Raw genomic sequence first — 19,922 nt, 5'->3', positions numbered from 1 at the left:
CCCCTAACCCCTCCTTTCCAAGGAGGGGAACTAGCTCTTAGCTCTAGCTTTCGTTTGGCGACTTACAGCCAGCCCAGTTCCTGCAGGATGGCTTCCGTTACGGCGCGGCGGCTGGCCAGGAATTGGTCGTCGTTCGGGGGGCCGGGCAGGGGTTCCACGTTCAGGGCGAAGTAGGCCCGGCGGCCGTCGGGGCGCTCCACCCAGCCCACCAGCCAGCCGTTGTCGGGGTTATGGGCGGAGCGGAAACGCCAGCCCGATTTGCCGTAGAGCGCGTATTCGGGCGTCTTTTTCAGCAGCAACAGCTGCTTTACGGCGCGCTGGTGGCGCACCTCCACCGGCAGGGTTTCGGCCTGTAGGCGGCGCAGGAAAGCCACCTGCTCAAACTGGCTGATGCGGGAGCGGCCCCCGAGCCAGAACGTATCCAGGGTGGCGGGCGTGATTACCATGCCGGGGTAGCCCAGCCGCGGCAGCCACTGCCAGTAGCGGGCCACGCCGATGCGCCGGGCCAGCTGCCGGTAGCACGGCACGCACGACACGCGCAGGGCCCGGGCGTAGGTCATGTCTTGGTTCCACTGCGGGAAGCTGCGCGTTACGCCGTCCCAGCGGCAGATTTCGGCGGTATCGGGCAGGGCCCCGGTTTGCAGGCCGATGAGGGTGTTGGGAATTTTGAAGGTGGAGGCGGGCAGAAACCGTTGCCGGCACCGCCGCGGGTTGTAGGCCACGTACTGCCCGGCGGGCGCGTCGAAGAGCAGAAACGAGCCCTGCACGCCGTGCCGCGCAAACTGCGCCGCAAAATCCCGCTCCACCACTACCGGGGCCGGTGGGGCCGCTGCGGTGGTCAGCAGAAACATACTCAGCAAAAACAGGGGTATCCGGTACATGCCACGAAGATACAGCTACTCACCTGCCGAGGCCTGACTTACACGGCCCGCTCGTTACGGGCCGCTTTTTCCACGATGCGGGCAATGCGCTGGCGGCGGGTTTCGGGCCGCTTCACGGCTGTCAGTTGCTGCAGAATGGCCTTACGGGTGCTGGGCGGGAAAGCCTGAAAGTGCTGGTACGCGGCCGCATCGGCGGCAAAGGCGGCGGCCAGATCGGGCGGAAGCTCCAGCGCATCCACCGCGTCGAGGACGGCCCAGCTTCCGTCCTGCCGGGCCGCTTCTATCTTGGCCAGACCGGCCGGGTGCAGCTGGCCGGCGGCCTGCAATACCGCAATCCGCCGCTTATTCAGCCCCGACCATACGCTGCCCGGCTTGCGGGGCGAGAAATACAGCTGGTAGCACTCCGCATCTACCTTGCGCGGCACCGAGTCGATCCAGCCAAAGCACAGCGCCTCTTCCACCGCTTCAGCGTAGCTCAGGTAACCCGGGCCTTTTGCTTTCTTGTAGAGTGTAAGCCAGATACCATCTGGCCGGGTATGATGAGTGGACAGCCAGGCACGCCATTCCGCGCGGGTAGGAGCATCTACAACGGGCAAGGTATCGAGTTTGCGGGCCATAGCCGAAGATACGCGGGCAATCTGGCCGGGGCAACCATAAGCTGTAACCATCGGGCGCGGCTGGCAGTTATACCGGCTCCTGTACGCAGATGTATCTTCCTGTCCATTTTAACTCTCCTATGCAACACCGTGAACTGGGCCGCTCCGGCCTGCAGCTGGCCCCGCTGGTGCTGGGTGGCAACGTATTCGGCTGGACGGCCGACGAGGCCGCATCCTTCCGCGTGCTCGACGCCTTTGTGGCCGGCGGCGGCAACGCCATTGATACTGCCAACGTGTACTCCGCCTGGGCCCCCGGCCACAGGGGCGGCGAGTCGGAAACCGTCATTGGCAAGTGGCTCAGGCAGCGTGGCCGCCGCGACGATGTGCTCATCTTCACCAAAGTAGGCATGCAGATGGGCGACGGCTCGAAGGGCCTGGCCAAAGACTACATCCGCCGCTCAGTGGAGGATTCGCTTAAGCGCCTGCAAACCGACTATATTGACCTCTACCAAAGCCACCAGGACGACGAAACCCTGCCGGTAACGGAGCCGCTGAAAGCCTATGCCGAGCTGATTAAGGAAGGCAAGGTGCGCGCCATCGGGGCCAGCAACTTCTCGGCTGCCCGCCTGCGCGAAGCCCTGGAAGCCAGTCAGCAGCACGGCCTGCCCCGCTACGAAAGCCTGCAGCCGGAGTACAACCTCTACAACCGCGCCGACTTTGAAAAGGAGCTGCAGCCTGTGTGCCAGGAATACGGCATCGGAGTGATTCCGTACTTCGGGCTGGCTTCAGGCTTCCTCACCGGCAAGTACCGCACCGAGGCCGACCTCTCGAAAAGCATCCGCGGCAGCAGCATTGGCCCTAAATACCTCAACGACCGGGGCCGCCGCATTCTGGCCGCTCTGGACGCCGTGGTGGCCCGGCACGGCGGTTCCTCCCCCGCCCAGGTGGCCCTGGCCTGGATACTGGCCCAGCCCGGCCTTACTGCCCCCATTGCCAGCGGCACCACGCCCGAACAGGTGCAGGAGCTGCTGAAGGCCATGCACCTGCACCTCACCGCTGCCGACGTGCAGGAGCTGAACAAAGCCAGCGCCTGAACAAGCCGTTTTGCCTGATGCCCGAACGCCCTTGGTAACCTGTTTGCCAGGGGCGTTTCCGCGGCCGCTGGCTCTTCGTTGCTATTTGCCTGCTGGGCTGCATATTCCGGCCGGCAATTGAGTTTTCAACGCTTCGTGCACATCTTACGGCTTCGTTCGCGTCCTTGCCCGCATGATTATCCGTCCTGCCACCCGTTCTGATCTGCACGCTGTGTACCTGGTATGGTGCGAGCTGATGGACACGCACGCCGCCTATCATCCCGTGTTCGGCTACTACCGCCGGGCCGAGGTGGAGCTCAAGCACATGCTGCAGCAGCGTATGCGGGAGCCCTACACCCGGTTTTTTGTGGCCGAAGTATCCGGTGAGCTGGCCGGGATACTGGTAGCCATGTACCAAGTAGGCCACCACGGGCTGCACTACAAGCACCGCGGCTACATTGCCGAAACGATGGTGCGCCCCGCTTACCGACGCCTGGGTATTGGCCGGGAGCTGTTCTATGCGGCCAGACAATGGTTGCTGCGGGAGGGGGCCGACCACCTGGAACTGCAGGTAGCCGTGCCGAACGAAGTTGGTCAACGGTTCTGGGCGGCTATGGGGTTTGCACCTTCTACTTACCATCTGGTGCAGCCGCTGCTGCCCCCGCCCGGCCCCCACGAATGGCCGGCCTGATGCAGTGCCGCTAACTGTTTGGCAGAGCTTTGCGTTAGGCACTGTATCCCTGCCACTGCTAGCTGTCTTCCGTTTTGCCTTTCCTGCTTGCCGCCGACATCCAGCCCTTCGACTGGAACCGGATTCTGTTTTCTGATGAGGCACCGCCGCTGTTCCTGCTGGAAGTGGGCCTGCGCTGCTTCGTTACCTACCTCATGATTCTGGCGGCCCTGCGCGTAACGGGCCGGCGCGGGGTGCGGCAGCTGTCCATTTTCGAGCTCAGCATCATCCTGGCCCTGGGTTCCGCCGCCGGCGACGCCATGCTCTACCACGATACGCCTCTGCTGCACGCGGCTGTGGTATTTATTGTGGTATCAATACTGTACGGACTATTTAACCGGCTTACGGAGTGGTTTCCCCGGTTTTCCGACTGGTTGGAAGGTGCCCCGGTGCTGTTGATTGAAAACGGCGAAATCAACCTACCCAACTTCACCAAGCAAAACCTGACGCAAAAAGAGCTATTCGGGGAGCTACGCCAGTACCAGGTGGAGCACTTGGGGCAGGTACGGCGCGCTTACATTGAAGCTACCGGAGAAGTCAGCGTGTATTTTTTTGAGGACCAGGAAGTGCGCCCCGGCTTGCCCATCCTGCCCGAGCGCAAAGCTGATAAGCGGCACCGTGTGGAGCAGGCTGGCACCTACGCCTGCGCCTGCTGCGGCCACGTGCAGGCTATTGCCAAGGGAGAGCACGCCGAGTGCCGCAGCTGCCACGAAGGCGTCTGGATTCCGACCTGCGACACCAAGCGGGTTAAGTAAGCGGCACAAGCTCCCGCAGGTGGTAAAAAGAATTTTCTATCAGGAAAAACGGACGGCTGCACCGGCTCCTGACCGGCTGCTATTTTTCCGCTACGTAATAGGGCACGTAGTTTTCCCATTGCCAGGGCGTGCTTTGGTCGCCGAGCAGCTGGCGTAGCAGGGGCCAGAAAATCCGGTCGGCATTGGAGCTGTTGCCCATCAGCAGCAGGGCTTTTTTCTGCTGCGGAAACACCACACTGTGATTTTCCCAGCCGTCATCGTGGCCCTCCTTGAAGTACGCCGGGCCGTAGGGCGTCTGGAAAACACCCCAGCCCAGCCCGTAGGCCAGCTGAATAGTGCGGTTGCTGTCGGGCGCGGCTACCGTGGCCAGCGGCCCGAACTGCGCCCGAAACGGAATGCGCACCTGCGGGCGCGTCATTTCCGTGAGGGCGGCGGGAGCCAGCACCCGGCCCTGCATGAGGGCGGCTAGAAACGCGGCGTAGTCGGCAGGAGTGGTTTCGAGGGAGCCGGCCGCCTGGGCCTTGGTGCGGCGGCGCTTCTCCAGGGGCTGCCCGGCCTCATCGTAGCCCAGCGCGTAATTACTCTCGAAGGCGGGCTGCCACACGTAGCTGCTGCGCGTGAGCCCCAGCGGCTGCCAAAGCTGTTCCTCGCTGAGCTGCCGCAGGCCTTTGCCCGTAATCTTCTCGACTACCAGCTGCAGCAGTTGCAGCCCTTCGCCGGAGTAGCCGTAGCGGGCTCCGGGCGCAAACTTGAAGCGCAGCTTTTTGTCGGGCTCAATCCAGCGCCAGTTGGGTAGGCCGGTGGTGTGGCTGAGGGCCATGCGGGCCGTAAGCTGCCGCCACCGCTCGTCGCCGGCCAGGTCCTGCCAGCCGGGCAGCTCCGGAATGGGCTGGCCCAGGTACTCGTGCAGCGGCTTGTCCAGGTCGAGCTGGTGGGCCTGCACCAGCTGCATCACCAGGCAGGCAAACACCGCCTTGCTCAGCGAGGCCCCATACATGGCCGTATGAGGTTCCAACGGAGCTTTTTCGGCCACATTGCGGTAGCCGAAGGTGCGCAGGTAGCGCATCTGATTGTTTTCCAGCAAGGCCACCGCCAGCCCCGGCACCCGCGCCGAATCCATGAGCTGGCGCACGGTCTGGTCGATGTTGACGGGGCGCAGCCGGCGGCCATCGAGGGTGTGAAATGGCCGGGCCGGTTGGGCCCCGCTCAGCAGCGGCACTGCGGCCAGCAACGCGGCCGATAAGAGGCGTACTAGCATGACTGTTACCCGGCTGGTTTACCTCCTAAAGAACTCTAATTTCCCCGATATTGCGCCAGAATCTTCTATTGCCATATGCTGCCCCTGCTCCGCGTCCACCACATTGCCATCATCACGGCCGATTACGCCCGCGCCAAGCGGTTTTACACCCACGTGCTGGGCCTGCGCGTCATTCGGGAGGTGCACCGGGAGGCCCGGCAGTCCTGGAAGCTGGATTTGGCGCTGGGCGAACAGTACATTATCGAGCTGTTTTCCTTCCCCAATCCGCCCCGGCGCCTCACCCAACCCGAGGCTACCGGCCTGCGCCACCTAGCCTTTGCCGTTTCCGACCTGGATGCCACCGTGCGCCACCTCACGGCCCACGGTGTGCCGTCGGAGCCCATTCGGGTAGATGAATTGACAGGCCGCCGCTTCACGTTCATTGAAGACCCGGACGGTTTGCCGCTGGAGTTTTACGAAGAAGCTTAACTAACCAGCAACTTGAACTCAGCAGTAAGGCATCTTCCATCTTTCCTACTGTTTATCCGTTCAACGTAACTTAGTGCATACGATAGATGAGTCCTGCTCGCAGCATCTGGCTGTAGAGTTTTCTATCAACTAAAATGCCGTCGTAATCAGGTAAATAATTGGTCAAGCCATACGAGTATCCCCCAGTTAGTCCGAAACGTTGATAATAGGCTGTCACATTAAGCCTGACTCGAATATCAGCCTTAATGTACTTAAACACCTTGTTATCAGCCTGTAAGGTAACGCCGGCTGCACTTGCGGTGCTTTGTTCCCGGCTTTGAAGTAATAAGCCCACCTCTGGACCAACTGTAGCGTCTATGCTGCAAATGCCTGCGGTGAAGCGCTTTCCACCAAACACATGCGTATTGATGAACCGGTTGGTGAGCGTAACATGGCTACGCACTGGTTCAGCAATGCGTGTAGTTATCAGATAATTGACATTGGCGCGGCTGCGTAACCATTCATAGCCAGCTTGTGCTCCCAATACCAGTGTATGGGCTGTGATGCGTTGTGTCTGCACTCCACCACCATACGAGAGTGTAAAACGATTCCCGTAAGGGTTATCAGTATGAGCCGGGCTAATCTGTGACTGACCGCCAAATAGTTGAGTAGTGCCGGTTGCTGACTCACCCCGATAACGATAATAGCCTGACGTGGCGTGCAGAGAGAATTCAGTATGCTGAGCCTGAACAACGGTAGTTGAAGTCAATAATGGCAACAGTAGTAACCGTAATTGTCTCATAAATTAGAAAGTAAAAAACACACCACCTATTGGATTGGCCATAGCCAGCCTTGCGTTGCGAACTTACAATTTATGAGCATAACCACTCTCGTTAGCCGACGGAAGCAACTGTCCCTGACTTGGCTCTTTTCATCAAGGTTGCAAACGGCCTGCCACTGGAGTTTTACGAGGTCTGAACCGACCCAAAAAAAGTAGCGCCCCGGCCACAAGGACCGGGGCGCTGCCGTAGCTGCGAATCGAATTTGAGCCAACTCGCAGGCTTGCATGGTATGCTCTGGGGTGTACGTAGCGCGGGCCGGTAAAGGTTACGGCCGCGGCTACCGGGTGGGGGCGGCCACCGTCAGCTTCCAGTACGATATAGGGCCTTCCTGCCCCTGCGGAAACTCCCGCCGCTTCAGGTACAGCATATTGGCATCCGTCCAGAACAACTCCTGCGGCTCCCAGCGAGTAGGCCGCACTTCCCAGAGTGGCCGGAGTACGCCCTGCTGCAGCTGGAACAGTTGTACAATGTTAGGCTGCCCACCCTCGTACTCCAGAGCGGCACTGCTGGCCGCCACCCGCTGCAGGCCGGGGGCATACTCCGGTTGCCCGTACAGCGTCAGCCGCCGGCCTTCGGGGCTAATGAGCCACCATTCACTGGTTTCGTAGAACCCCACTTCCACCACATGCCGCTGCAGCCCCGGCAGAAAGCCGTGGTAGGTATAGTGGGTCGTTTCCGCTTCCCCGTGCCCGTTGGCAATGGCTTTTTCGTCGATTACCACGTCACGGAAGGTCTGGGGGCCGGCGGTGGTCGGGATGACCAGCTGCCCGTTGCGGGCTTTTACCGGGAAGGTGGTAGGCACTTTCACCGGCCGGGCCGCGCGCCGGGCCTGAGCGTAGGTGGCGGCCGAAATCCGGTGGAACGTTACTACGGGAGCCGGGGCGGGCAGGCCCGGCAGGAACAGGAGCAGGAGAACAAGCAGTTGCATGGCCCAAGCTACTCGCAAAATTCACTTGCGCCGATGGCCCCGGCTATACTTTTTGGTTGGAAATCGTAGAATGGGCCGGGGCCGACTTGCGCGCTATTGCCCGCGGCCCCCTACCTTGCCCCCATGATGCCCGACAACCCCGCACCACTCCCCTACCTCATCATTGATTTCGACAGCACGTTTACCCAGGTGGAAGGCCTCGACGAGCTGGCCGACATTGCCCTCTCCGGCCAGCCCAACCGCCCGGAAGTAGTAGCCGCCATCCGCGCCCTCACCGACCGGGGCATGAGCGGGGAGCTAAAGTTTTCGGAGTCGCTGCGGCAGCGGCTGGCCCTGCTGCCGGCCCGGCGCGAGCATATCGGGCTGCTGGTGGAGCGGCTGAAGGGTAAGGTATCGGAGAGCATCCGCCGCAACCGGGGCTTCTTCGAGCAGTTTCCGGGCCGGGTGTACATCGTGAGCAGCGGCTTCCGCGAGTTCATTGAGCCGGTGGTGGCCGAGTTCGGCATCGACGCCGACCACGTGCTAGCCAACACCTTCACCTTCGATGCCGAGGGCCGCATTACGGGCTTCGATGCCACCAACCCGCTCAGCCAGGACGGCGGCAAAATCCTGCAGCTGCGCCAGCTCGATTTACACGGCCCCGTCTACGCCCTCGGCGACGGTTACACCGACTACCAGATCCGGGAAGCCGGCCTGGCCGACCGTTTCTACGCCTTCACCGAAAACGTGACCCGCGACGCCGTGGTGGCCCGCGCCGATGAAGTGCTGCCTTCCTTCGACGAATTTCTCTACCAGAACAAGCTCCCGATGACCCTCTCCTATCCCAAGAACCGCATCAAAGTCCTACTCCTCGAAAACCCCGACCCGCGCGCCGCCGAGCTGTTCCGCCAGGAAGGCTACCAGGTGGAAAGCGTGCCCGGCGGCCTCGACGAGGACGAGCTGGCCGCCCGCATCGAGGGCGTGAGCATCCTGGGCATCCGGAGCAAAACCCAGGTAACACCGCGGGTGCTGGAGGCCGCCAACCGCCTCATTGCGGTGGGTGCGTTCTGCATCGGCACCAACCAGATTGACCTCACCGGCTGCATGAAGAAAGGCATTGCCGTGTTCAACGCCCCGTTCAGCAACACCCGCTCGGTGGTGGAGCTGGCCCTGGGCGAAATCATTATGCTGGCCCGCCGCATCCCCGAGAAAAACCCCAAAATGCACCGCGGCGAGTGGGATAAGTCGGCCGGGGGCTCGTTCGAGGTGCGGGGCAAGAAGCTGGGCATTGTGGGCTACGGCAACATCGGCTCGCAGCTGTCGGTGGTGGCTGAGGCCATCGGCTTGCAGGTGCTGTACTACGACGTGGCCGAGAAGCTGCAGCTGGGCAACGCCACCAAATGCCGCACCCTCGACGAGCTGCTGCAGCAGGCTGACATTGTGACCCTGCACGTGGACGGCCGCAAGGAAAACACTAACCTCATCGGGGCCCGCGAGCTGACCCTGATGAAGCCCGGCGCGCTGCTGCTCAACAATGCCCGTGGCCACGTGGTGGACGTACCGGCCCTGGCCGCCGTGCTCCGCTCGGGCCACCTGGGCGGGGCTGCCGTCGACGTGTTTCCCTACGAGCCCAAAACCAACCAGGAAGCCTTTGAGAGCGAGCTGCGGGGCCTGCCCAATGTGCTGCTCACGCCCCACATCGGGGGCAGCACCGCCGAGGCCCAGCGCAACATTGCCGAGTTTGTGCCCGAGCGGATTATGCAGTACGTGAACACCGGCAACACCCAGCAGAGCGTCAACTTCCCCAACATTCAGCTGCCCGAGCAGCAGGCCCACCGCCTCATCCACATTCACCACAACGTGCCCGGCGTGCTGGCCCGCATCAACAACGTGCTGGCCCAGCACCAGGTAAACATCTTGGGCCAGTACTTGAAAACCAACGAGCACATCGGTTACGTGATTACCGACATCGACAAGCAGTACGCCCCCGAAGTCATTCAGGCCCTGCGCGAGGTAGAGCACACCATCAAGTTCCGGGTGCTGTATTAATTTGTCTGTTCAGTCCCGCTACCTGTTATGTTTCTGCCACCGTTTCCGTCCGTTGCCACTATTGCTCCCGCACAGTTGCCCGCGTGGGCACAAACGGCTTGGCAACAGGCTCAGCTTGACCGCACGCACGTACGCAGTACGTATATCCGGCCAGGCTTTCTACAAGCGGATTTTAATGGTGATGGGAAACCGGATGTAGCCATTGCGGTGGCTCACCGCACCTCTCCCAGCCGAGGGATGGTTATTTTTCACCAAGGTCAAAGCAAACCCTTCATTCTGGGTATGTCGAGCAAAGCAAGTGCTGAGCCCCCAGCGGCTAGTTTCGATTGGGCCAGCAAATGGAAGCTCTATGTTAAGCGCACCACTTTTGAAGTTATACCTGACAGCTACGATGCTATAAGCGGTACCAGGACAGTTCGACTCCAGCACCCAGCCATTGAATTCATAAAGGATGAAAGTAGCATGGGCTTGCTCTACTGGACTGGTCGCACGTACCGCTGGCTATATCAGAGCTGTTAAATTTCCCAAACGCCAACCGGCCGCCCCGCAACTGTTGCAGGGCGGCCGGCAGCTTTATGTTTGACCAGTAGCTAGCGGCGCACGACGCGCTGGCTGCTGCTGCCGGCGGCGGTGGTGAGACGCAGCACGTAGGTGCCGGCTTTCAGCTCGGGCAGACCGGGCAGGGTTTGGGCTACCGAGGAGAGTGGGAGCTGGCGGCTGTACACCGTCTGGCCGGCCAGGGTGGTAAGGCTCACGGCTACCGGCTGGGCGTCGGAGCCGGCGGGCAGGGCCACCCGCAGCTCGGCCTCAAAGGGGTTGGGGAAAGCCAAGGCGCTGGATACCACGGCCGCCGCGCGGGTTACCACTACTACCGAGGAGTAGGCGGTAGTGCCATCGGTATCTACCTGGCGCAGGCGGTAGTAGGCCGTGCGCAGGGTGGTGGCATCCAGGTACTGGTAGGTGCGGGTGCCGCTGCTGTTGCCGGCGGCGGCCAGCGTGCCCACCGGCTGGAAGCTCACCCCATCGGCGGAGCGCTCCACCACGAACCGGGCGCTGTTCACTTCCTGGGCCGTGGTCCAGCGGAGCTGGTTACCGGCCGTTATAGCCGCGCCGGTAAACGAGGTGAGCGTAACGGGCAGGGGCCGGGTGTCCGATACAATCTGCTCCAGCTGGTACACTGTGCCGATATCGTTGCCCACCAGCAAATCCAGGTAGCCGTCCCCGTCAACATCCGTCAGCGAAGGAGCCGAGAAGGCGCCCACGTCCAGGGCCGTGTTATTGCCGTCGGTTATCAGGGCCAGAGCCGTGAAAGTAGCCGCCCCGGCGGCCGTTTGCTCGGCGCGGTACAGCGTACCATCCTGGTTGCCCACAATCATATCGATAAGGCCGTCGCCGTCCATATCCGTGAATACGGGTTTGGAGTAGTTGCCAGCATCCATATTCACGCCATCGGCGGTAAGAAAGGCAGCCGTAGTACTGAAGGGGCCATTGGCTGAGGTCTGCTCGTAGCGGCGCAGCAGGCCATCGGCCGAGCCCACAATCAGGTCCAGCAACCCATCATTGTCCAGGTCCACGATGGACGGCTTCACTACATCGGAGGCGTCAATGGGCAGGTCGCCTACTTTCACGAACGTACCGGAGTTCACCGCCGACTGCTCGTACTGGGTAATGAAACCGTCCTGAGCGCCCACCAGCAGATCCAGGAGCCCGTCCCCATCCAGGTCGGCCACTACGGGCTTGGCAAATTGCCTCGTATTGCCGGCGTTATTGTTATTGAGCACTGTGGTGCCGTCCTGCAGCTTCACTGTGCCCAAGTTATTGAAGATAGCCGAGTTCTGGGCTGACTGTTCCAGGCGGGTGATGGTACCGGTCGTTTCACCCACCAGTAGGTCTATCAGTCCGTCGTGGTCCAGGTCGGTAGTGGCGGCCGTGGAGTAGGTGCCCACATCCAAGCCATTGAAAGAACTGGTTACTAACCGGAAAGTGCCGGTGCCCGCCGGACGGGTTACAGTGAGGGCGGTGGCCGTGAGGGCCGTGCCGGCGGCCGTTGTAATGCGCATCCGGCCCGATAAGGCCCCGCGCGGAACGGTTACCTGCACCTGCGTGGCGGAGTTGGAGCCCGCCACAATGGGCATGTGCTGCCCATTCAGCACCACGGCGGTAACCCCCGACAGGAACGTGCCCGTGATGGTTACTACCGTGGCCGGAGCGGCCGGTGCCTGCATTTGACCGGAGCTGCCACTGGCGGGCGAGAAGCCCACCAGCACCGGGGCCTGGGCCAAGGCAGCCAGGGGCAGCATACCAAAGGCGGCGAAGGAGAAACAAGAGAGCAGAGAACGGTTCATACGGAAGGCAAAAACGGCGGCGTAGAGAAGTCAGGGCAAGCCAAATTGGGGGGAGTGAAACCACTTCTTTCCCGTTGACTATGACAAAACTATCGGCCCTTTGCCAGCCCGCCCAACGCTCTTTCCCAAGTTGGGCCATATTCACGCCGAACCTGGGAAATCACTCCGTAAACTCGTCGGTATTCTGGCTGAGTTTCTTACATAGAAAAGTCTGCTGTTCGTACAGAAAATCAATCTTTCTATCTATAACCAACTGTAAATCAACGTTATTAAAAACCAATGAGCATTTCAAATACCGCAGCAAGTGCCACACTGCTGCCATACCGCACCGCGTATTATCATTCCCATACTGAGACAAGGGCGCTGTATTTCGACCTTATAGCCGCTCCCGTAGTAACGTTAGCACCCGCTCCATTTCCCGGCGCACCTCGGCGGTAGGCACCACATGGTTATTATTCAGGAAGCTGAACGCCAGCAGCCGGCCCGAGCGGGTGCGCAGATAGCCCACCAGATTGTGGTTGTTGGTGAGCGTGCCGGTTTTGCCCCAGAGCCAGGGGCCGCGCGTATCCCGGTACACCCGGCGCAGCGTACCCTGCCCGCCCCCCGCCGCCAACAACCCCAGCAGCCGGGTCTCGGATACTTGCTGGTGCAGCCGGAGCAACAAGGCCGTGAGGGAGCGGGGCGTGACCAGGTTCAGGCGCGAAAGGCCCGAGCCATCTACCCATACCGGCGCGTCGGGGAGGGTACGCAGGTAATTCTGCTGCACCAGCCGGATTACCCGCCCGGCGCTTAGCGAGTCATTGCTTAGGCTGGAGGCACACATGAGCAGCAGCTGCTCGGCCAGAAAATTGTCGCTCACCCGCAGCATGCGCCGATACAGGGAATCAACCGGCAGCCCCCGCAGCGTGCGCACCGAGTCCTGGGCCCGCAGGCGTAGCGGCCCCAGTGCTACTGGCCGGCGCAGCGTATCCTGCAGTAGCTGCAGCAACAGGGCCGGGCTGGTTCGGAAGGGAGTTTCATCAACCCAATTATTGGCGGCCGGAAAGGCCAGAAACCGGTTTTCCAGCGCTGGGCGGCGCACGTGGTCCTGGCTGGGGTTAGGCGTGCCGGCTGGGGCGGGGTAGGTAAGCGGGCGAAAGAAGCGGGGCAGCACCCGGGGCAGGGGCTGGCCGGCCTTGCCGTAGAAGCGCACGGTGTGCCCGTAGATGGGAAATGCGCCCCGCTCCGGCTGGAAATAGTAGTTGTAATCGTCCCAGCCCCAGCCAGGACCAAAGGCGGTAACGGTAGGCACCGCCGCGTACACCAGTTGCCCGGGAGCCGTCTGCAGGAAGGTAAATGCCCGGCGTGAGGGCACGTCGCCGTGCAGCAGCGTCGGGTCGCCGGTGCCCCAGAACAGCAGGGTGTCGGGGCGGCGCACGTAGTGCAGACTGGGCAGCGAATCGGGCAGCAGCTGCAGACCGGCATAGAGGCTGAACAGCTTCATGGTGCTGGCCGGGGTAAAGTACCGGTCGTCGTTGAGGGCAAAAACCGGCTGACCGGTGGTGGCGTCCGCCACGCTCAGGCCCACCATATGCCGCCGCAATACCGCCGACTCCCGGAGCGTTTGCTCCAGCCAGACGAGCGGAGCCGCCGCGCCTCCTGGAGCCGGTTGAGCAGCGCCCGTACCCAGCCCCAACCACCCGCCCAGCAGCAGGCACAGCACAATAACTCGAAGTATCATGCCTGCAAGATGGCGGATTGGTAGATGAAACCTACCTGTTGGCCGACGTTTTGGCACCGGGGTTAAACCAGCGGGCCATTTTATCTTCTATGAAACAGAAGCCAGTCTGGCCCTCCCCCATTTACCTCCTTAACCTTACATGAAAGCACCAACCACCCTGGCTCTAGCCTGCATCCTAGGCATCTTTCTTTCTGCTGTTGCGGGGGCGGCTCCCGCGCGGTTTGGCCAGTTAACCGGCAACAACCAGCCCCCCCGGCCGCAGGTGCGCGCCTATGTGCACCAGCGGGTGCTGCCGACTCTGCGTCAACAGCGCCAAAAGCTGGAAGCCCGGCTTTCCGATTCTGATAGAGCCCAACTGGCCGTGTACCGCATCCAACTGCAGGAGCTGCGTCAGCGCGGCCAGACGTTGCCCCGGAGCTTCGCGCCGCCTTCTTCCACCCCGGCAACTACCCCGGCGGCCCCCACTCCGGAGCAGCAGGCCCAGTTGCAGCAGCTACGCACTGAAATCCGTGCTTTACTCCGGGAGGTGGACAAACTGGCCCAGCCGTACACCACCGATATTGCGCAGCTGGCCCAGGAGGTCAAGGCCCAGCAAGACCAATGGGCGACGGATATCCGGGCCTTAACGGCACAGGGCATAGCGTCGGCTGATACGCGGGCCAAACGCCACCGCAGCCGCGCAATCCGGTTTTTCCGCCCGGCTACGTTTCTGCTGCTCCAGCCCGATTCGGCCGCTGCAACTCCCCCACCCGCGCCCAGCCAAGTGTATCCCAACCCGGCTCACAGCACTAGTCAGCTCACCTACGAGGTAGCCAAAGCCGGAGCGGTAACGGTGGAGCTGCTGGATGGGCGGGGCAATACCCTGCGCACCGTAGCCCAGGCTGACAAGCAGGAAAAAGGCCCGCACACCCTCACGGTGGATGTGGCCGACCTACCAGCGGGCACGTATTTCTTCAAGATAAGCACCCGCGCCGGGGCCGAAACCCGGCGTTTCGTGAAGGAATAGCCCGAGCACGCCAATACGAAGCGGCTCTGCTACGTTTGGAAGCCGGCTCACGGGAAAAGTGAGCCGGCTTTTTGCGGACATTGGCCCTCACGAAGGCGCGCTACTTTCTATCTTTACGCCCTATGCTGCGTACTTCTCTTACCTGGTTGTGTATTCTGGCCCTTGCTGGCATGATGGCCGCGTGCTGTGGCTCGGTGGCCTGCGAATGCAACGACCGGTTTGCCGAGGCCATCAAGCTGCAGTTCAGCGCCGATACGTTGGCCGGGGGCAAAGGCTTCACGGCCCGGGACATCCGCAATGTGTTTCTGGTGCGCGTACCCCTGGATACCACCCAACGTCCCAAGGCCGATACCGTGGCTTTCAACGGCCCTCGCGCCCAGCAGCTGCGCGATACGCTCATCATCAACAACCTCACCCCCTTCACGCGCAGCGGCAACCGCAACCTCGATGAGTACCGCTACGAAGTGTACCTGGCGCCTGCCCGCCGGGGCACCCAGCTGTTTAACTACAAAATTGATAGGGTCACCCTGACCACCCGCTTGCAGGGCGACGGGTGCTGCACCTGTTACCAGAATATCAGCAAGCTGGTGTACGCCAACGGCAGCACCACCCCTCTTAACCTCACCGACCCCAGCGGCGAAAATAAGCTGGTTCCCTTGGTGCTGGCCAAGCCCTAGCATCCTACCAACGGCCCGCCACCTTTCCCGTATAACCTACTATTCGTCGGCCGGCTGTTAGCAGGTAGGCGGCCCCCTCCCGTTATGCTGAAAGAACCGACCCCGGCCGTTTCCCCCACATTCCCTTTCCGGACTACCCTGAGTCTGGAGTCGCTGATTGCCTATTGGCGGGCCGGCGAAGAGTCCGCCAACCAAGGCATTGCGCTCCTGTCCCGCTCAGTGGGTCAGCAGGTAGCCGCCGCCGACTGGGCCCGCGGCCCTATTACCGACCTGACGCTGCTGGAATGCAACTGCGACCTGGTGGAAACCCTGATGCTGGCCGTATTCCCGCCGGCCTCCTTCACCACCGATATTGTGGGGGCCATTACTCCGTTTCAGCGGCATAGCTTTTACCACACCCCCCGTTTTGCCGAGGTACTGCTGAACGCCAGCAACAGCATCAAACAGCCGCTCAATATTGATATGCGGCAGCTGGAAGTGTACACCACCCGTATGGCCTACCAGCTCATCTTGGAGAAGGTGTATGGGGTAAAGCTGCCGCTGCAGGGTACCATCATCTTCACCGTCCCCGATTACAGCATTGGCCTGTACCGGCACTACGGCGTGGAGTTCAACTCTACTTTCCTGGACGTACAGCTGCACGGCGAGAAGCCCGAGCTAACCCCGGAGCAGCTGGATTTCCTGAGCCGCAACCCCCACCGCACCGAACTGTGGCTGGAACTGCTACCGCCCGAGCGGTTTGAGCTGGTAGGCTTCAATATTCTGCACCTGGTGGATGTAACCGAGCAGGAAATCCTCTCGGAGCTGAAGTATGACCTGCTGGAACGGGACGTGCTGCAGGCCTCCGACCGATTGGAGCAGATTCAGGAAAAGCTGCGGGTATTATTTGGCAAGCCCTTCCTGCAGCTGGGCATTGCCGCCTACGATGAGAAAAAGAAGGCGTTTGTGGATTTCGGCCGCAAAATCAACCACAGCTTCCTGACCAAGCAGCTCCACAACCCCGACGCCAGCTCCGGCTTCCGGCAGATTTACAGTCAGCTCTGGCAGGACCGCCGCCCGCTGGTGCTGGAGGATGTGGAAAATGCCGACATGCCCGAAGACCTGCGCCAGCAGATTCTGAGCCTGGGTATCCGCTCAGCCATTCTGGCCCTGCTGCCCTACGGCGACGATACGGTGGGCCTCTTGGAGTTGGGTTCCCCGAACGTGGGCGACCTGAACGAGTTCAGCCTAGAAAATGTGAACCAGTTTCTGCCGCTGTTTGCGGTGGCCGTCAAGCGCAACGCCGAGGACATTCAGACCCGCGTGCAGGCCATCATCAAGGAGAAGTTCACGGCCATTCACCCCACCATGGAGTGGCGCTTCACGGATGCTGCCCAGAATCTGCTGCAGAAAGTGGAGGACGGCAATCGTCAGGCCGAAATGGAGGACATTGTGTTCCACGACGTGTACCCGCTGCACGGCTCCAGTGACATTCGGGGCAGCAGCACGGCCCGCAATGAGGCTATTCAGGGCGACTTGATTGAGCACCTTACCCTGGCCGGTAAGGTGCTGAAAAAGGCCTCCGAGTTTCAGCAGCTGCCCATTCTGGATGAGCTGAAGTTTTACACCAACAAAAATCTGCGCCGCCTGCGCCAGGGCATCCTCACTGGCGACGAGGTAAGCATCTTTGAGTCCATCCGCACGGAGATGGAGCCGCTATTTGAGTACCTGCGTCAGAACACGCCGGAGCTGCAACCCGTCATTCAGCAGTACTGGTCGCACATCGACCCCGAGCTGGGTATTCTGTATAAGCGCCGCAAGGCCTTCGAGGAAACCACTACCCTGCTCAACGATGCCGTGAGCAGCTACCTGGATGAGGAGGACGCCAAGGCTCAGCAGATGTTCCCCCACTACTTTCAGCGCTTTAAGACTGACGGCGTGGAGCACAACATTTACGTGGGTGCGGCACTGGTGCAGGACAAGCCGTTTGACTTGGTTTTCCTGAAAAATCTGCGGCTGTGGCAGCTACTGGTAATGGTGGAAATCACCCGCCGCACTGCCGCCCTCAAGCCTACCCTACCCGTACCACTGGATACCACCCAGCTCATCCTCATCCACAGCCAGCCGCTGAGCATCCGGTTCCGGCAGGATGAGCGTCAGTTCGACGTGGATGGGGCCTACAACATCCGCTACGAAATCATTAAGAAGCGTATTGACAAGGCCACCATTCAGGGCACCGGCGAGCGGCTCACCCAGCCCGGCCGCATTGCTCTGGTGTACAGCCAGCAGCGCGAAGCCGACGAGTACTACGAGTACATCGACTACCTCCAGGACCGGGGCCTGCTGGAACCCGAAATTGAGGAACTGGAGCTGGAAGAACTTCAGGGCGTGAAAGGTCTGCTGGCTCTGCGAGTGAAGGTGAAGCTGAATTAAGAGAAGTCAGAAACCTGCTACGCCCTATTTATCTAAATCCTGCGCAAACTCTGGCAGTGAGACGTATTTCATACGGACGCCATTTAATTCACATTCATTTATGTTTGGCATCTTATATATGGTGTCTCCTATCTTTACTTTCCTTCTCAATTCAGGACTCATGACTGCCAAATCCTTTCGAACTCCATTAATATCTATTTGTATGTGAGTTACTTTCGTAAAGCATTTATTCTTAACGACACCCTTGTATTCTGCTTTTATTTCATTCTGATATATCCTGTAATCAACATTATGGGCATGCGATGATAGAATATATACAACTGCTATAAACAATAGAAACACCGTTATTTTCATCATACTGTTGTATCGTTTGTTGACGACATAAATTACTTTATTTCCTTCGACTCCCGCCAAAACAGCCGCAGGGCGGTACGCAGCAGGATCAGCCAGAAAACGGCTCCGGCGAAGCCCGCCAGCACATCGGTGGCGTAGTGTACGTGCAGGTACACGCGGGTGAGGCCAATGCTGAAGGCAAATGCCAGCAGTAGCGCCGCCCAGACCGGGTGCCGCCGGTGCTGCCACAGCAGCCAGGCCAGGCAGCCATAGAGGGCCAGCCCAATCATGGCGTGGCCGCTGGGAAAGCTCAGGCCCGGCTGGAAGATGAGGGCGGAGGACGGCCGCATCCGGTGAAAATGGGTTTTGAGCAGTTGGTTGAGCACCGTAGCTCCTACTACGGCCAGCAACACTTCCAGCGCCTCACGACGGTACCCCCGCCAGCGCAGCAGCGCCGGAACACCCCCACCCGCCGCCACCAGCCACGGCAGCGAGGCAAAGAACGTCAGCGCCCGCACTGGGCCCGTGAGGCCGGGGTACGCGGTGCGCAAAGTGTCCATCTGCGCAAATGCCCAGGTATCAAACCGCACGGAGTGCTCCACAAACACTACCCGCGTCAGGTAGAAGAATAGCAGCGCCACGCCCACAAATACGCCGCCCACCACCAGCACTTCCAGCGTAAGCAGGCTGAGCAGAGCCGCCAGCCGGGCCATGAGGTTCTTCATCCAATTGTAGGTTTTCGCTGATGAAGCTGGTTACGCAGATAGTCGGTCGCCAGACGGAAATGCACCTGCGGCCCCGTCGGCAAGCCGGGCAGTCACCCACGATGAAACCCGTGAAAACAAAAAAGCCGACCCATTACTGGATCGGCTTTTGTGCGCTCGGAGAGACTCGAACTCTCACACCGTTAGGAACTGCCGCCTGAAGACAGCGCGTCTACCAATTTCGCCACAAGCGCAGCACTCTTTTTTATCGTCTGACCTCCGGGTGAGTGTCATTTGATGCTGCAAAGATAGGGGCGTTTTTCAACGCATGTCAAGCTTTGGCCCAAAAAAAGTCAGATTATTTTTCACAAAAAATTTCGTTTCCGCGCTATATAGGCTGTTTTTCAGCTAATTGCAGCCTTTTTCTGAAGCGTTTTTTTGCCTGAATTTCCAGCTGCTTCAGCACGGGTATGGCTACTACCAACCACCCCAGCCCGGCGGTGAAGCCCGCCAGTACGTCGGTGGCATAGTGCACCCGCAGGTACACGCGGGTAAGGCCAATCAGCAAAATCAGCAGGCTCAGGGCCACCACCACCCCATAGCGCCAGACCGGGCGGCGCACGTTGGTCCAGACGAGGTAAATCAGCAGGCCGTAGAAAGAAGCAGAAATCATGGCGTGGCCGCTGGGGAAGCTCAGGCCAGACGCGGAGGTGAGTGGCAGCAGCGGCCGGGGCCGGTTGTAGAGCTGTTTCAGCACCAGGTTCAGGGTGATGCTGCCCAGCGCCACTACCGGCACCAGCAGGGAGTACCAGCGGTGCCGGCGCATTAGCAGAAACCAGTTGATGAGCAGGCAGCCGGCCGCCGTGATAAAGTTGCGGGAAGCCAGAAACGTGACGGCCTCCACCCAGTTTTGCCGGTCGGGGCCCAGCAACTGGCGCGTCCAGCGGAACGCCTCGGCATCAAACGTGGCAGCATCTTGGTCGAACACTTCCCGGCTCAGGGCCAGGAACGCCACCACGCCCAGCGTCCCCAGCAGCAGGGTCACGGCAAATTCCGTCAGAAACAGCGTAGTGCCGGCCAGCAGCCGGCGAAAAGTACCCGTCATGCTCCCTGATACGGAAAGTGCGCTGCCACCGCTGCACTGGGGGCAGAAACTGCCGGCTGCTACTTTCGTTGAAGCACCACCC

17 protein-coding genes and 1 tRNA gene are annotated in these 19,922 nt (G+C 60.7%); 8 read left to right on the top strand and 10 right to left on the bottom strand.

All coding sequences use genetic code 11. The features are described from left to right. Window positions 1–62 precede the first annotated feature (62 nt). Both ACN19L_RS17505 and ACN19L_RS17500 read right to left on the bottom strand, forming a co-directional pair. Entirely contained in the window at window positions 63–851 is a 789-nt protein-coding gene (locus tag ACN19L_RS17505) for a penicillin-binding transpeptidase domain-containing protein (protein ID WP_426490753.1), read from the bottom strand. A 68-nt stretch (window positions 852–919) separates the two neighbouring features. After that, window positions 920–1,498 carry a YdeI/OmpD-associated family protein gene (locus ACN19L_RS17500; protein ID WP_426490752.1) on the bottom strand — a complete coding sequence of 193 codons (579 nt, stop codon included), beginning with the start codon at window positions 1,496–1,498 and terminating at the stop codon, window positions 920–922. A 119-nt stretch (window positions 1,499–1,617) separates the two neighbouring features. Between ACN19L_RS17500 and ACN19L_RS17495 the strand changes: the two genes are divergently transcribed. The 3 genes from ACN19L_RS17495 to ACN19L_RS17485 all read left to right on the top strand — a co-directional run bounded on the left by ACN19L_RS17495 (window position 1,618) and on the right by ACN19L_RS17485 (window position 4,035). Further along, a complete protein-coding gene (locus ACN19L_RS17495) occupies window positions 1,618–2,571 on the top strand; it encodes an aldo/keto reductase (RefSeq protein WP_426490751.1) in 954 nt (317 codons plus the stop codon). Between the two features lie 172 nt (window positions 2,572–2,743). Beyond that, a complete protein-coding gene (locus tag ACN19L_RS17490) occupies window positions 2,744–3,241 on the top strand; it encodes an N-acetyltransferase family protein (protein ID WP_426490750.1) in 498 nt (165 codons plus the stop codon). A gap of 74 nt (window positions 3,242–3,315) precedes the next feature. Continuing rightward, complete coding sequence (locus ACN19L_RS17485) at window positions 3,316–4,035, top strand: DUF421 domain-containing protein (RefSeq protein WP_426490749.1); 720 nt, start codon at window positions 3,316–3,318, stop codon at window positions 4,033–4,035. A gap of 79 nt (window positions 4,036–4,114) precedes the next feature. On the opposite strand, the gene ACN19L_RS17480 is transcribed toward ACN19L_RS17485, so the two are convergent. Next, a complete protein-coding gene (locus ACN19L_RS17480; RefSeq protein WP_426490748.1) occupies window positions 4,115–5,293 on the bottom strand; it encodes a serine hydrolase domain-containing protein in 1,179 nt (392 codons plus the stop codon). A 75-nt stretch (window positions 5,294–5,368) separates the two neighbouring features. Here ACN19L_RS17480 and gloA2 point away from each other — a divergent pair, with 75 nt between their 5' ends. Next, window positions 5,369–5,761: an SMU1112c/YaeR family gloxylase I-like metalloprotein gene (gene gloA2 / locus ACN19L_RS17475; protein ID WP_426490747.1), complete on the top strand. Its 393-nt coding sequence runs from the start codon at window positions 5,369–5,371 to the stop codon at window positions 5,759–5,761. Between the two features lie 70 nt (window positions 5,762–5,831). Here gloA2 and ACN19L_RS17470 read toward each other — a convergent pair whose 3' ends face one another. After that, a complete protein-coding gene (locus ACN19L_RS17470; RefSeq protein WP_426490746.1) occupies window positions 5,832–6,542 on the bottom strand; it encodes a hypothetical protein in 711 nt (236 codons plus the stop codon). 317 nt (window positions 6,543–6,859) lie between these two features. Beyond that, window positions 6,860–7,510 (bottom strand): hypothetical protein, encoded by a 651-nt coding sequence (locus ACN19L_RS17465; RefSeq protein WP_426490745.1) that lies wholly within the window; start codon window positions 7,508–7,510, stop codon window positions 6,860–6,862. A 126-nt stretch (window positions 7,511–7,636) separates the two neighbouring features. Here ACN19L_RS17465 and serA point away from each other — a divergent pair, with 126 nt between their 5' ends. Continuing rightward, on the top strand, window positions 7,637–9,538 hold the full coding sequence (gene serA / locus ACN19L_RS17460; RefSeq protein WP_426493598.1) for a phosphoglycerate dehydrogenase: 1,902 nt from the start codon (window positions 7,637–7,639) through the stop codon (window positions 9,536–9,538). Window positions 9,539–10,128: 590 nt separating this feature from the next. Here the strand turns inward: serA and ACN19L_RS17455 are convergent. Next, window positions 10,129–11,883, bottom strand: coding sequence for a T9SS type A sorting domain-containing protein (locus ACN19L_RS17455; protein WP_426490744.1), 1,755 nt, complete (start codon window positions 11,881–11,883; stop codon window positions 10,129–10,131). A 376-nt stretch (window positions 11,884–12,259) separates the two neighbouring features. Next, window positions 12,260–13,603 carry a D-alanyl-D-alanine carboxypeptidase gene (locus tag ACN19L_RS17450; protein WP_426490743.1) on the bottom strand — a complete coding sequence of 448 codons (1,344 nt, stop codon included), beginning with the start codon at window positions 13,601–13,603 and terminating at the stop codon, window positions 12,260–12,262. Between the two features lie 139 nt (window positions 13,604–13,742). On the opposite strand from ACN19L_RS17450, the gene ACN19L_RS17445 reads away from it, so the two are divergent. The 3 genes from ACN19L_RS17445 (at window position 13,743) to ACN19L_RS17435 (ending at window position 17,698) form a co-directional block, all read left to right on the top strand. Continuing rightward, window positions 13,743–14,609 carry a T9SS type A sorting domain-containing protein gene (locus ACN19L_RS17445; protein WP_426490742.1) on the top strand — a complete coding sequence of 289 codons (867 nt, stop codon included), beginning with the start codon at window positions 13,743–13,745 and terminating at the stop codon, window positions 14,607–14,609. A gap of 122 nt (window positions 14,610–14,731) precedes the next feature. Then, entirely contained in the window at window positions 14,732–15,286 is a 555-nt protein-coding gene (locus tag ACN19L_RS17440; RefSeq protein ID WP_426490741.1) for a hypothetical protein, read from the top strand. Window positions 15,287–15,370: 84 nt separating this feature from the next. Further along, window positions 15,371–17,698, top strand: coding sequence for a GAF domain-containing protein (locus ACN19L_RS17435; protein ID WP_426490740.1), 2,328 nt, complete (start codon window positions 15,371–15,373; stop codon window positions 17,696–17,698). A gap of 386 nt (window positions 17,699–18,084) precedes the next feature. Here the strand turns inward: ACN19L_RS17435 and ACN19L_RS17430 are convergent, their stop codons facing one another. The 3 genes from ACN19L_RS17430 to ACN19L_RS17420 form a co-directional block, all read right to left on the bottom strand. Then, complete coding sequence (locus ACN19L_RS17430) at window positions 18,085–18,756, bottom strand: phosphatase PAP2 family protein (RefSeq protein WP_426490739.1); 672 nt, start codon at window positions 18,754–18,756, stop codon at window positions 18,085–18,087. A gap of 151 nt (window positions 18,757–18,907) precedes the next feature. Next, window positions 18,908–18,989 (bottom strand) — tRNA-Leu (locus ACN19L_RS17425). Between the two features lie 134 nt (window positions 18,990–19,123). Beyond that, on the bottom strand, window positions 19,124–19,840 hold the full coding sequence (locus ACN19L_RS17420) for a phosphatase PAP2 family protein (RefSeq protein ID WP_426490738.1): 717 nt from the start codon (window positions 19,838–19,840) through the stop codon (window positions 19,124–19,126). Between the last annotated feature and the right edge of the window lie 82 nt (window positions 19,841–19,922).

Origin of the sequence: Hymenobacter sp. 102 (genome assembly GCF_049949205.1) — a bacterium.
Classification (GTDB): Bacteria; Bacteroidota; Bacteroidia; order Cytophagales; family Hymenobacteraceae; genus Hymenobacter.
The sequence above is the reverse complement of the archived record's forward strand: the minus strand, read 5'-3'. Positions and strand labels throughout refer to the sequence as shown.

Bases quoted from the DNA above. Each gene is read 5' to 3' on its own strand.
- serA (WP_426493598.1), top strand. From the start codon at position 7,637: ATGCCCGACAACCCCGCACCACTCCCCTACCTCATCATTGATTTCGAC.
- ACN19L_RS17500 (WP_426490752.1), bottom strand. From the start codon at position 1,498: ATGGCCCGCAAACTCGATACCTTGCCCGTTGTAGATGCTCCTACCCGC.
- ACN19L_RS17470 (WP_426490746.1), bottom strand. From the start codon at position 6,542: ATGAGACAATTACGGTTACTACTGTTGCCATTATTGACTTCAACTACC.
- ACN19L_RS17440 (WP_426490741.1), top strand. From the start codon at position 14,732: ATGCTGCGTACTTCTCTTACCTGGTTGTGTATTCTGGCCCTTGCTGGC.
- ACN19L_RS17495 (WP_426490751.1), top strand. From the start codon at position 1,618: ATGCAACACCGTGAACTGGGCCGCTCCGGCCTGCAGCTGGCCCCGCTG.
- ACN19L_RS17430 (WP_426490739.1), bottom strand. From the start codon at position 18,756: ATGAAGAACCTCATGGCCCGGCTGGCGGCTCTGCTCAGCCTGCTTACG.
- ACN19L_RS17450 (WP_426490743.1), bottom strand. From the start codon at position 13,603: ATGATACTTCGAGTTATTGTGCTGTGCCTGCTGCTGGGCGGGTGGTTG.
- ACN19L_RS17505 (WP_426490753.1), bottom strand. From the start codon at position 851: ATGTTTCTGCTGACCACCGCAGCGGCCCCACCGGCCCCGGTAGTGGTG.
- gloA2 (WP_426490747.1), top strand. From the start codon at position 5,369: ATGCTGCCCCTGCTCCGCGTCCACCACATTGCCATCATCACGGCCGAT.
- ACN19L_RS17420 (WP_426490738.1), bottom strand. From the start codon at position 19,840: ATGACGGGTACTTTTCGCCGGCTGCTGGCCGGCACTACGCTGTTTCTG.
- ACN19L_RS17465 (WP_426490745.1), bottom strand. From the start codon at position 7,510: ATGCAACTGCTTGTTCTCCTGCTCCTGTTCCTGCCGGGCCTGCCCGCC.
- ACN19L_RS17490 (WP_426490750.1), top strand. From the start codon at position 2,744: ATGATTATCCGTCCTGCCACCCGTTCTGATCTGCACGCTGTGTACCTG.
- ACN19L_RS17435 (WP_426490740.1), top strand. From the start codon at position 15,371: ATGCTGAAAGAACCGACCCCGGCCGTTTCCCCCACATTCCCTTTCCGG.
- ACN19L_RS17445 (WP_426490742.1), top strand. From the start codon at position 13,743: ATGAAAGCACCAACCACCCTGGCTCTAGCCTGCATCCTAGGCATCTTT.
- ACN19L_RS17455 (WP_426490744.1), bottom strand. From the start codon at position 11,883: ATGAACCGTTCTCTGCTCTCTTGTTTCTCCTTCGCCGCCTTTGGTATG.
- ACN19L_RS17480 (WP_426490748.1), bottom strand. From the start codon at position 5,293: ATGCTAGTACGCCTCTTATCGGCCGCGTTGCTGGCCGCAGTGCCGCTG.